This window comes from Avibacterium sp. 21-599, from assembly GCF_026226765.1.
Classification (GTDB): Bacteria; Pseudomonadota; Gammaproteobacteria; order Enterobacterales; family Pasteurellaceae; genus Avibacterium.
The window spans coordinates 1,369,967-1,382,065 of record NZ_JAKKOB010000001.1 but is presented as its reverse complement, the minus strand read 5'-3'; the positions used below and the strand labels follow the sequence as shown (position 1 = coordinate 1,382,065).

Here is a 12,099-nt window from a genome sequence, read left to right as displayed (position 1 = left end):
ATCTATTTTACCTTACTAGCAGAATTTAATGTTACGGGTAAATTAGCAATTCATTCCTCGCCCTTGGCGAAAAAATCAATCATCAAATAGTAAGGATTTTATATGTTGATTTTCACGTTGATCGCTTCAGTACTGCTGTTGCTTTTATTAATTATGAAATTCAGAGTTCACGCCTTTGTTGCATTAATTATCGTGAGTTTACTCACTGCACTCGCCACTGGCGTTCCTTTCAATGAAATTCTACCCACCTTAACCAAAGGCTTTGGTGGCACATTAGCCTCTGTGGCGTTATTAGTGGGTTTGGGGGCGATGATCGGGCGCTTACTCGAAATCACTGGCGGTGCAAAAGTGCTTGCTGATACACTTATCAATAAATTTGGTGAAAAAAATGCCCCTTTCGCCTTAGGTGTGGCTTCTTTACTTTTCGGCTTTCCAATTTTCTTTGATGCCGGATTGGTCGTGATGTTGCCAATTATCTTTAGCGTAGCAAAACGCTTTGGGGGGTCGGTATTACGCTATGCCTTCCCTGCGGCAGGAGCATTTGCTGTTATGCACGCCTTTGTCCCCCCTCACCCGGGTCCTGTAGCATCGGGGGATTTATTAGGCGCTAATATCGGCTTATTAGTGATCGTTGGCTTGGTATGCGGTATCCCAACGTGGTATATCGCAAGCTACTTATTTAGCCAATATTTAGGTAAAAAAGTGATGGTTGATTTGCCAAAAGCGTTCTTAAATGCAAATGCAATCAACGAAACAGCGGTGTTAAATCCACCAAGTTTTGGCAAAGTATTGACCATTTTATTATTGCCATTAGTTCTCATTTTATGTGATACAGGCTTAAATACCCTTTCTGTCGCCGGTGTGGTTGATGGTTCGCAGGCTTGGGTGCAAGGCTTACGTTTACTCGGTAAAACCCCTGTTGCATTATTGATTACGTTAATCGTTACTATTTTGTTGCTCAAAGATCAGCGTAGCAATGAGCAAATAGAAAAAATTTGTGATAATGCCCTCGGACCAATCTGTTCTATTGTACTCGTAACGGGTGCAGGGGGAATGTTTGGTGGTGTGTTGCGTGCAAGTGGCATTGGTAATGAGCTTTCTGCGATGTTCGCAGATACAGGAATGCCGGTAATCGTTGCCGCCTTTATTATTTCAATGGCATTGCGTGTTGCACAAGGTTCTGCGACGGTAGCCCTTACAACCACATCGGCATTAATCGCCCCAACGGTTGCCGCAACAGTCGGATTAAGCCAATTCGATCTTTGCTTTATCGTGATTGCAATTGCCTCTGGCGCAACCGTGTTCTCTCACGTTAATGACAGTGGTTTCTGGTTAGTCAGCCGTTTTCTAGAAATGGATACCAAAACCACATTAAAAACCTGGACAGTGCTAGAAACCCTCATCGGCTTTACGGGATTTGCCTTCGCCTTAGTGGGAAGTATTTTGCTCTAAGTAAAGATTTTTACTCAATCTTAAGTGCGGTGTTTTTTTCGGAAGTTTTTTCCCAAAAAGCACCGCACTTTTGTTACAATCAGTGATAATTTTTGTAACTCAAATTGGAGTAAAAATGACGAATTATAGTATTGATGTCAATCAGCAAAATCTCACCGAGATCTTACAGCAAACACAACAAACCCCACTCGCCTTACTTTTTTATGCCCCAAGCCATACAGATTCGGTTGCCTTTATCAGTGTGCTTGAACGTTATGCGGAAAAATACCAAGGACAATTTTTATTAGGCAAAATTGATTGCGAAGCCGAACAAATGGTGGCTGCACAATTTGGTATTCAAGCACTTCCTACCACTTATCTCTTTAAAGATGGACAAGCGCTTGATGCCTTTCAAGGTGCCTTAGATGAAAAAACATTAGAACAGCACTTAAATCTTATTTTACCCAAAGAGGAAGAAATTAAATTCAACCAAGCATTAGATTTACTTGCCAATCAAGATTATGAACAGGCGATTCCACTACTCAAAGAGGCTTGGGAGCTTTCCGATCACAAAAATAGCGATATTGCCTTACTTTATGCGGAAACCTATATTGCAATGAAACGACTTGAGCCAGCGCAGGAAATTTTAAATCGTATTCCGTTGCAAGATCGCGATAGCCGTTGGCAAGGATTACAAGCACAAATTGAATTATTAATTAAAGCGGCGGACACCCCTGAAATTCAACAATTACAAGCAGAATATGCGAACAATAAAAGCCCTGAGATTGCCTTAAAACTGGCATTACAGCTACACCAAGCCCATCGCAATGAAGAAGCGTTAGACTTATTATTCAGTTTATTAAAACAAGACTTAGGCGCACTCAATGGGGAAATCAAACAAGAATTTTTATCTATTTTAGCGGCGATGGGCAACAATGATCCAATGACCAATAAGTATCGCCGATTACTTTATTCGTTACTCTATTAATGTGTTTCCCTTATAATAGCAAACTCTCTTACTCAACGGATTAAATAGGAATTTTTATGTCAGAAATGAAACATTGCAAACTGTTAATTTTAGGTTCAGGGCCTGCAGGCTATACCGCCGCCATTTATGCGGCTCGTGCAAACTTAAGCCCTGTCTTGGTAACCGGCTTACAACAAGGTGGACAGCTTACCACCACGACAGAAATCGAAAATTGGCCGGGTGATTTTGGCGATACCACCGGCCCAGAATTAATGCAAAGAATGTTGCAACACGCGGAGAAATTCGATACTGAGATTATTTTCGATCACATTAATCGTGTTGATCTTTCTTCTCGTCCATTTAAACTTTATGGCGATGTACAAAGTTTCAGTTGTGATGCGTTAATCATCGCAACAGGCGCTTCTGCGCGTTATATCGGTTTACCCTCTGAAGAAGCATTTAAAGGCCGTGGGGTTTCCGCTTGTGCTACTTGTGATGGTTTTTTCTATCGTAACAAGCCTGTTGCGGTTATTGGTGGAGGCAACACTGCTGTCGAAGAAGCTCTTTACTTGGCTAATATTGCCTCTGAAGTCCATTTAGTACATCGCCGTGATAGCTTTCGAGCAGAAAAAATCTTAGTTGATCGTCTGTACAAAAAAGTGGAAGAAGGAAAAATTATTCTGCATACCCACCGCACATTAGATGAAGTATTAGGCGACAATATGGGAGTAACAGGCATTCGTTTAAAAGATACCCAAACAGATGAAACCGAAGAACTCAAATTAGACGGTATGTTTGTGGCGATTGGCCACGCCCCAAATACCGAGATTTTTGCCGGTCAGCTAGAATTAAATAATGGCTATATTGTGGTGAAATCTGGCTTGGAAGGCAATGCCACTGCCACTTCGGTTGAAGGTGTATTTGCAGCAGGTGATGTGATGGATCATAATTACCGCCAAGCCATTACTTCTGCGGGTACCGGTTGTATGGCTGCCTTAGATGCAGAACGTTTCTTGGACAGCCAAAAATAAATCTCAGCGGTGCGTTATTGCCGTAATGCACCGCTTTTCTTTTTCATTATGACATAACTCATTAAACCTTTTACGCAGAATTATGGATAAAGCTCGCCAACGATACTTACAAAAATGGCTACGCGCCCAACAAAAACCAATAAAAACCTTACTTAGCCTAAATATTTTATTGGCTAGCCTTTCATCTCTGATTTTAGTGGCTCAAACCTATTTACTTGCTACCCTATTGCATCAGCTAATTATGGAGCAAACCGCAAGAGAAAATCTGATCGGTTATTTTATCGCTTTAGTCATAGGCTTTGCCTTACGCGCAATGATTTTATATTGGCGAGAACGCTTGGGATTTAAGTGCGGTCAAAAATTACGTTATTTTATCCGTCAACAAATTTTCACCAAATTACATCAAGTTGGCCCTGCGATGATCAACCAAAAACCCGCAGGCAGTTGGGCAACTATTATGTTAGAACAGGTGGAAAACCTACATAATTTCTATGCCCGCTATTTACCACAACAAGCCCTTTCGGTGATCGTTCCATTGATTATTTTGATTGCTATTTTTCCACTCAATTGGGCGGCTGGACTGATTTTGCTTGTTACTGCCCCGCTTGTGCCTATTTTTATGATCCTTGTTGGGATCGCCGCTGCAGATAGCAGCCAAAAAAATATGCAAACCTTAGCAAAATTAAGTGGGCAATTTTTGGATCGTCTGCGTGGACTTGAAACTTTACGTCTATTTAATAAAACGGAAGAACAAACCGCCCATATTGAGCAAGCGACGGAAGATTTCCGCGAAACCACTATGGACGTGTTGAAAATGGCATTTTTATCTTCTGCGGTGTTGGAATTTTTTACCTCAATTTCCATTGCGCTGATGGCGGTATATTTTGGTTTTAGCTATTTAGGCGAGCTTGATTTCGGTTCCTATGGCACACCAATCAGCTTATTTATTGGCTTTTTTTGTTTAATTCTTGCCCCTGAGTTTTATCAACCTTTGCGTGATCTCGGCACTTATTACCACGACCGTGCCGCTGCCATTGGCGCAGCTGATGCAATTGTTGAATTTTTAGAACAGCCGATTTTAAATGAGGTAAAAACAAAGCAAAATGGCTCTTCAAATGAAGCCTTGATAAATGAAAATATCGCAATCCACGCCCAAGATCTGGTGGTGTTATCGCCACAAGGCAAACCACTCACCCAAGCACTTAATTTTCATTTGCCTGTTCAAAGCCATACAGCACTGGTAGGGCAAAGTGGCGCAGGAAAAACCTCATTAATCAATGCGTTACTCGGTTTTTTAGACTATCAAGGTAGTCTAAAAATTAATGGCATTGAGCTTAATCAAATCAATAAAACCCAATGGCGGAACAGGATCGCTTGGGTAGGGCAAAACCCTTTATTATTACAAGGTACGATTCGTGAAAATTTGTTGTTAGGCGACATTAAAGCCAGTGATGAGGAAATTCAACACGCCTTAGCACAAGCCCAAGCTTCCGTATTTACCGATAAATTAGGACTAGATGCAGTAATCAAAGAAGGCGGTATTGGGCTTTCTGTCGGGCAAGCACAGCGTTTAGCCATTGCCCGAGCTTTATTACGGCATCGCCGTTTATTGCTCCTTGATGAACCCACAGCCAGCCTTGATGCACAATCAGAAAATCTGGTGCTTTCAGCTTTACAAAAAATTAGTCGTGAACAAACGACCTTGATGATCACCCATCGTATTGAAGATTTGAAACAATGCGATCATATTTTGGTTATGCAGAAAGGACAAATCATTCAGCAAGGTCGCTTTGAACAATTACAAAATGAAGGATTTTTTGCTGAACTTCTTACCCAGCGTAAAGAGGATATTAATTAATGCGTACACTTTTACCATTTTTACGTTTATTTAAGCACGCCAAATTTGTCTTATTTTTAGGCTTAATCCTGATGATCACAGGACTTGCCGCCAGCATTGGCTTATTAACGGTTTCAGGCTGGTTTTTGGCAGCCACTGCATTGGCTGGCATTGGTACATTATTCAATTTTTTCTATCCATCCGCTAGTGTCCGAGGATTAGCGATTGGTCGCACTGTCGCCCGTTATTTTGAGAAAATCGTTACCCACGACGCTACATTTAGAATCCTTGCCAAATTACGTGTGCAAGTATTTCAAAAGATCATTCCTCTTAGCCCAGCTGTACTAAATCGCTATCGCAATAGTGATTTATTAAACCGTTTAGTGGCAGATGTAGATACCTTGGATAGCCTTTATCTTCGCCTACTCGCCCCCTTTATCACTGCTTTTGTGGTGATTGGCTTGCTCACTGTGGGACTGAGCTTTTTTAACCTCTCACTTGCGCTATTTTTTGCCACTGTTCTCAGCACACTGGCTCTGCTTGTGCCAACCATTTTTTATTATTTAGGGAAAACATTTGGGCATAAACTCACTCGCGCACGCGCGACTTACCGCACGCGATTTGTGGAATATATCCAATCTCAAGCGGAATTATTGCTGTTTAATGCAGAAAAACCGCTCAAGCAAAAGCTAGATGAAACAGAACAACAGTGGCAAGGTTTTCAACAGAAAGAAGCAAATTTAAGCGGATTTTCCACCGCACTTATGCTGTTGGCGAATGGAATTCTGCTTACTCTTACCTTATGGTTTGCCGCTAATGCTGATTTTGGCAATGACCGATATAGTCCTGCAATTATTGCTTTATTTGCCCTTGCTGCACTGGCAGCTTTTGAGATTTTAATGCCTTTGGGTTCGGCATTTTTGCATATAGGGCAAGTTATCGCTTCTGCTGAACGCGTTACTGAGATCACCGAACAAACGCCACTGGTGCAATTTAATGGAGAAAAAACGGTGGAAAAACACACCGCACTTGATCTGTCTATTCAGCAAGTGAATTTCACCTATCCTGAACGCCAAGACCCTGCGCTAGAAAACATCACGCTAACTATTCCACAAGGGCAAAAAGTGGCTATTCTGGGTAAAACAGGCAGTGGTAAATCTACCCTATTACAGCTTCTGGTGCGTAATTATGATCCGAATCAAGGGAATATTTTTCTCGCCAAGCAATCTATCACAGACTACACAGAGCGCCATTTACGTGAACAAATGTGCTTTCTCACCCAACGTGTACACGTTTTTAGTGATACCTTACGCAATAATCTTCAATTGGCGAATCAACATCCCCTGCAAGATACCACAATGATTGAAGTGCTGAACCAAGTAGGCTTAGGCAAATTAGTCGAGCAAGAACAAGGTTTAGATCTCTGGCTGGGTGATGGAGGGCGTCCTCTTTCTGGCGGAGAACAGCGTCGCTTAGGCTTAGCGCGTATTTTGCTCAATCAAGCCCCTATTCTATTACTTGATGAGCCAACAGAAGGGTTAGATCGTGAAACAGAACGTCAAATTCTGCGCTTAATCCTCACCCATTGCCAGAATAAAACCTTGATTATGGTAACCCATCGTCTTACTGCTATTGAGCAGTTTGATCATCTTTGCATTATAGATGAAGGAAAATTAATTGAACGAGGCAATTATCAAACCTTAATGGCAAAAGAAAACGGCTTTTTCAAACAATTAGTGGAAAGAATTTAACTAAGTAGAAAGCGTTAAATAGGGATTGAGAAACTGGAAAATCTCGAAAAAAGAAAAGCTGGGCGGAAACCTTCCCAGCTTGATCTCGGCACACGAAAAATCTGACTTTGGCTGCTTTCTTCCGAACCTGACCGAGTAAACCAGACCTCGTTGCGAGGAACCGAGAAGGTTTCCATTACATCTGCCACTAAACCGCGACAGAACGCCCGCATTATGCCCCAAGCCCTATAGAATTGCAAATTTTTCATTGTCATTTTTCTTTAACTGACTAAATAAACAGCTTTTTCATATTCCCATTCTAATAGAGCTAAACTGAAAAACACCTTATGAAATCTATTTTAATAATGTGTTACAGTTAGTTTGATATTTAAGGTCATAAAAAAGCAAAAATGAGGTTTCGCCCATTTCTGCTTAATACGTTTACTCTGGACGCACACCAAGGGTATGACAGATAGCGTAAGTAAGTTCGCTGCGGTTAAGGGTATAGAAATGGAAATCTTTCACGCCTTCTCGAGATAATACGCGTACCATATCAATCGCTACACTGGCTGCCACTAAGTTTCTTGTTGTAGGATCATTATCTAATCCCTCATACATTTTAGCCAACCAAGCCGGTATTTTCACATTGGTGATCGCTGCCATTTTTTGTAGCTGTTTGAAATTCGTTACTGGCAAGATTCCGGGAACAATTTCGGCATCAATCCCGATAGAAGCACAGCGATCACGGAAGCGTAAATAGCTGTCAATATCAAAGAAAAATTGGGTAATAACGTGGTTCGCTCCCGCATCAATTTTACGTTTTAAATTGATTAAATCCGCTTGTGCAGATTTTGCTTCAGGATGCACTTCAGGATAGGCTGCCACAGAAATATCAAAATCTGCTACAGAACGTAATAATTCCACTAAATCAGAGGCATAAAAAGGTTTTTTATCGTATCCTGCCGGTTCATCACCGCGTAATGCGACAATACGGCGAATACCGTTATCCCAATAATCTTGGGCAATTTGTTTCAATTCTTCTGGGGTGGCATCAATTCCAGTGAGATGCGGTGCGGCTTCTAAGCCCGTTTCTTGTTTAATATGCTTCACGACACTATGAGTACGATCACGTTCGCCTGAATTTGCCCCATAAGTTACCGAAACAAACTTAGGTTTTAAGACTTTCAAACGATGAATGGAATCCCATAAAATTTTTTCCATATTCTCATTTTTTGGCGGAAAAAATTCAAATGATACGTTGATGTTGCCGTTAATGCCTGATAAATGGTTGTTTAATGTATCAATTTCTTTTGCATAGCTCATACATTCTTCCTTTTCATTTTTATACGTTTAGACTGCTTTACGGCTATAAGATAATGGGAAAGCACTGTAGTGTCAATTTTAAAAATTTCATTATTTTATGAAACAAATTCATAGCAAAGCTCTTATCGCTCGCCGATAAATCGGCTATACTTTTGGAAAATCAATCCCTAAAGTTAGGAAAGTCTATGAATAAAAAAGTAAAAATTGTTGGTTCATTATCCTTAATTGCTGCCACATTAGCTTTAGGCGCACAAATTTACACCAATCATAAAATTGATTACATTCTGCAAAAATTCCCTTATTCATTGCAAAATAAATTTCAATTAGACGTGGTTGAAAAAAAGAAAAATTTCTTCAATCGCGAACTTATTTTCAAACTCTCTGGTGATAGTACCAAAACATCGAGTGAAATGATTCAAACAAAACTTACCGCACTGCCTTTTGCTGTGTTTGCGGATTCAGCCCTTGTCCCAAGTTTTGTAAAAGAATTAAATAAAAATTTTAAAGTCACTATTGATAAAAATAATATCACAAGTAAATTTTCCGTGATTGGTGATTATTTCCAATCAAATATTCATACACAATTTCGCGATCTTGCCAATAAATCACAAACACTTGTTATTGATCTGAATTTTGAACCTAAAAGCCATCTAATGGACGTGCAAAGTCATTTGTCTGGCTTTAATTATGATGCTAATTCAAAGATTCACGATCTTATTGCTGATGCAACACTTATTCCCATTGATGATAATCAATATGATATTGAAAATATTTCCATTCAACTTAAAGATGGGGATGTCTATTTATTAAATGGGGATAACACAAATATCAAATTAAAAAAATTAGATTTTAATTTAGATAAATCTGATGCTGGTAGCAATTATAACTTAAGTGCTAAAATAAATGCTGATGGGCTAACTATTACAGATAAAAACCCTAAACATTCTACGATTCAATTCAAAAATGTTGCGCTTAATGTTTCACAAAAAGAGATTCCCAATCAACTTAGCTATGTAAAATTATTGCATTTACTCAACAATAAAAATGAACTCAATACAGTAGAAATTATCGACCAAGCTTTAGATTTACTCTTTCAAAATAAAGAAAGTGAACTCAGTTTTAATTTTGAAAACTTAACCTTTGCACATAAAGAAAAAGATCAGGGCGTTTCTTTTGATAATTTCTCATCTTTCTTAAAAGGAAATTTTTCTGACTTATCTCAAGTACAAAGTAACTATGCGCTTGCATTAAAATCTTGTCAAAACAAAGGTGAAAATGAACATTTTCAAATCAAAGGAATACAATTTGAGGGTAACAATAAAAATGTAAATCTTGCCACGCAGCTAGCATTATTAAAATCAACTATTCAACTATTTTCCAAAGCCCAAGTACCAGAAACAAAACAAGAAGCTAAGCAAGTAGAAAAAGAGAAAAGCACCTTTATTTCTGCCTTAAAAACCTTAGCACAAGATTACAATCAATCACAACAAGCATTATTTAAAATAGATGAGTTTACTTTAGATGATAATATCGAACTTAAAGAAATAACGATCGGAGCAAGCGGTGCTATATCTGAAGAAAAACAAGATAATGAAAATATTGAACTCACACTAGGAAGCTACATTAATAAAAAAGAGCAATTTCAATTAAAAAATGGAAAATTTAGCCTTCCATTTAGCGTAACAAATGTTGGAACACTGATTCCGCTTAATATTTGTAGCAATCTTATTTATCAAGCTGCCTGTGATAAATATCTTAATGCCGATGAGGATACGGACTTACTCGTTTATCAACCAATTAAAAATATTGCTATTAATATTGAAAACGCAACATTAAGTGGAGAAATAGATACTTATCCTTCCACCTCACTTACCCCTTTTGAAGGAAAACTCAATCTAAAATCTGGCATTTTAGAAGAGCAACAAGATAAAACCACCTCAACCTTATTATTAGAAAAATGGAAGAAAACAGAGTTTGATCTTTATTTTTCTATCGTGAATAAGTTATTTAAAGCTAATTTATTGAAAGATAAACAATCTATTTCTTGGTCATTAATTAATGATTGGCTCTATCCTGAAGGAGAACTTAACCCTTATTTAAAAGAAAACGGTGATAATTACACCATTCAAATTAAAAAAGAGGGAGATAAAACTTGGCTGAATGATGAAATATTACCGCCAATCCTAGAAGATACCTTAACGCCAGAACAACAATAATCTCCTCTGTAAGTGCGGTGAAAAAATTGATAAATTTTCCACCGCACTTGACTTTACAAATCACAAAATCCCCCTACAATAACCGCCTTTACGCATTTGCCTTGAGTGAATGCCTGACTTGTAATCAGACACAAAGAGAAATTTATGACAACCACATTCAAACCCGAACTGCTTTCCCCCGCAGGTTCATTAAAAAATATGCGCTATGCTTTTGCTTATGGTGCAGATGCTGTTTATGCAGGACAACCACGTTATAGCTTGCGTGTTCGCAACAATGAATTTAACCACGCCAATTTAAAAATTGGGATTGATGAAGCACACGCTTTAGGTAAGAAATTCTATGTGGTGGTCAATATTGCCCCACACAATTCCAAATTAAAAACCTTTATTAAAGATCTTCAACCAGTGGTGGAAATGAAGCCAGATGCCTTAATTATGTCTGACCCCGGTTTGATTATGCTTGTGCGTGAACATTTTCCTGATATTGACATTCATCTTTCTGTGCAAGCCAATGCCGTGAACTGGGCAACGGTCAAATTCTGGAAACAAATGGGCTTAACTCGTGTGATTTTATCGCGTGAACTTTCCATTGATGAAATCGCCGAAATCCGCCAACAAGTGCCAGATATGGAAATTGAAATTTTCGTACACGGTGCGCTGTGTATGGCGTATTCTGGGCGTTGTCTGCTTTCAGGTTATATTAATAAGCGAGATCCAAATCAAGGCACTTGTACCAATGCGTGCCGTTGGGAATATTCGGTGGAAGAAGGCAAAGAAGATGAAGTGGGTAATATTGTTGGTAATGAAATTCCCATTAAGAATGTTGCCCCAACCTTAGGCGAAGGGCAAACCACAGATAAAGTCTTCTTACTTGCCGAAAGCCAACGACCAGAAGAAAAAATGTCTGCCTTTGAAGATGAACACGGCACCTATATTATGAATTCCAAAGACTTACGCGCCGTGCAACACGTTGAAAAACTCACTCAAATTGGTGTGCATTCGTTAAAAATTGAAGGGCGTACGAAGTCTTTCTATTATTGTGCGAGAACAGCTCAGGTTTACCGTAAAGCCATTGATGATGCGGCTGCGGGCAAACCTTTTGATGAAAGCTTAATGGATACGCTTGAAAGCCTTGCTCATCGTGGTTATACAGAAGGCTTTTTACGCCGCCATACGCACGATGAATACCAAAATTATGATTATGGTTATAGTATTTCTGAGCGTCAGCAATTTGTTGGTGAATTCACCGGTGTACGTAAAGACGGTTTGGCCGAAGTGGCAGTAAAAAATAAATTCTTACTAAGTGATGAGGTTGAATTAATGACCCCAAAAGGCAATATCGTATTCAAAATTAATCGTATGCTTAATCGCAAAGGTGAAGAAGTCGAAGCCGCCTTAGGCGATGGGCATTTTGTTTTCCTCGATGTACCAGAGGATTTGGATTTGAATTATGCCTTGCTAATGCGAAATTTGGTGAACACCAACACGCGTAACCCTCACGCTGAGAGCAAATAATCACTTCCATTGGCGAGCAAATTAGCTCGCCTTTTTCTTAGTTCAACTT

Annotated in this window: 8 protein-coding genes and 1 other RNA gene; 7 read left to right on the top strand and 2 right to left on the bottom strand. The window is 39.3% G+C overall.

Annotated elements, in window-relative coordinates; all coding sequences use genetic code 11:
• Nucleotides 1–102: 102 nt before the first annotated feature.
• From L5B83_RS06760 to cydC, 5 genes are all read left to right on the top strand, one after another.
• Nucleotides 103–1,452: a GntP family permease gene (locus L5B83_RS06760; protein WP_250363053.1), complete on the top strand. Its 1,350-nt coding sequence runs from the start codon at nt 103–105 to the stop codon at nt 1,450–1,452.
• 115 nt (nt 1,453–1,567) lie between these two features.
• Nucleotides 1,568–2,419 carry a co-chaperone YbbN gene (locus tag L5B83_RS06755; protein ID WP_265777948.1) on the top strand — a complete coding sequence of 284 codons (852 nt, stop codon included), beginning with the start codon at nt 1,568–1,570 and terminating at the stop codon, nt 2,417–2,419.
• A gap of 56 nt (nt 2,420–2,475) precedes the next feature.
• Complete coding sequence (gene trxB / locus L5B83_RS06750; RefSeq protein WP_265777947.1) at nt 2,476–3,429, top strand: thioredoxin-disulfide reductase; 954 nt, start codon at nt 2,476–2,478, stop codon at nt 3,427–3,429.
• Nucleotides 3,430–3,511: 82 nt separating this feature from the next.
• Nucleotides 3,512–5,287 carry a heme ABC transporter permease/ATP-binding protein CydD gene (cydD, locus tag L5B83_RS06745; RefSeq protein ID WP_265777946.1) on the top strand — a complete coding sequence of 592 codons (1,776 nt, stop codon included), beginning with the start codon at nt 3,512–3,514 and terminating at the stop codon, nt 5,285–5,287.
• Entirely contained in the window at nt 5,287–7,017 is a 1,731-nt protein-coding gene (gene cydC / locus L5B83_RS06740; protein ID WP_265777945.1) for a heme ABC transporter ATP-binding protein/permease CydC, read from the top strand. The genes cydD and cydC overlap by 1 nt, the downstream gene beginning before the upstream one ends.
• Nucleotides 7,018–7,085: 68 nt before the next feature.
• On the opposite strand, the gene ffs is transcribed toward cydC, so the two are convergent.
• Nucleotides 7,086–7,184, bottom strand: an RNA gene (ffs, locus tag L5B83_RS06735) — signal recognition particle sRNA small type.
• Between the two features lie 253 nt (nt 7,185–7,437).
• Nucleotides 7,438–8,319 carry a methylenetetrahydrofolate reductase gene (gene metF / locus L5B83_RS06730; RefSeq protein WP_250363204.1) on the bottom strand — a complete coding sequence of 294 codons (882 nt, stop codon included), beginning with the start codon at nt 8,317–8,319 and terminating at the stop codon, nt 7,438–7,440.
• 185 nt (nt 8,320–8,504) lie between these two features.
• Between metF and L5B83_RS06725 the strand changes: the two genes are divergently transcribed.
• Both L5B83_RS06725 and trhP read left to right on the top strand, forming a co-directional pair.
• Nucleotides 8,505–10,535 (top strand): hypothetical protein, encoded by a 2,031-nt coding sequence (locus L5B83_RS06725; RefSeq protein ID WP_265777944.1) that lies wholly within the window; start codon nt 8,505–8,507, stop codon nt 10,533–10,535.
• A gap of 144 nt (nt 10,536–10,679) precedes the next feature.
• Nucleotides 10,680–12,050, top strand: a complete 1,371-nt coding sequence (gene trhP, locus L5B83_RS06720) for a prephenate-dependent tRNA uridine(34) hydroxylase TrhP (protein WP_250363206.1) — start codon at nt 10,680–10,682, stop codon at nt 12,048–12,050.
• Nucleotides 12,051–12,099: the final 49 nt, after the last annotated feature.

Bases quoted from the DNA above. Each gene is read 5' to 3' on its own strand.
- trhP (WP_250363206.1), top strand. From the start codon at position 10,680: ATGACAACCACATTCAAACCCGAACTGCTTTCCCCCGCAGGTTCATTA.
- trxB (WP_265777947.1), top strand. From the start codon at position 2,476: ATGTCAGAAATGAAACATTGCAAACTGTTAATTTTAGGTTCAGGGCCT.
- L5B83_RS06760 (WP_250363053.1), top strand. From the start codon at position 103: ATGTTGATTTTCACGTTGATCGCTTCAGTACTGCTGTTGCTTTTATTA.
- cydC (WP_265777945.1), top strand. From the start codon at position 5,287: ATGCGTACACTTTTACCATTTTTACGTTTATTTAAGCACGCCAAATTT.
- L5B83_RS06755 (WP_265777948.1), top strand. From the start codon at position 1,568: ATGACGAATTATAGTATTGATGTCAATCAGCAAAATCTCACCGAGATC.
- cydD (WP_265777946.1), top strand. From the start codon at position 3,512: ATGGATAAAGCTCGCCAACGATACTTACAAAAATGGCTACGCGCCCAA.
- L5B83_RS06725 (WP_265777944.1), top strand. From the start codon at position 8,505: ATGAATAAAAAAGTAAAAATTGTTGGTTCATTATCCTTAATTGCTGCC.
- metF (WP_250363204.1), bottom strand. From the start codon at position 8,319: ATGAGCTATGCAAAAGAAATTGATACATTAAACAACCATTTATCAGGC.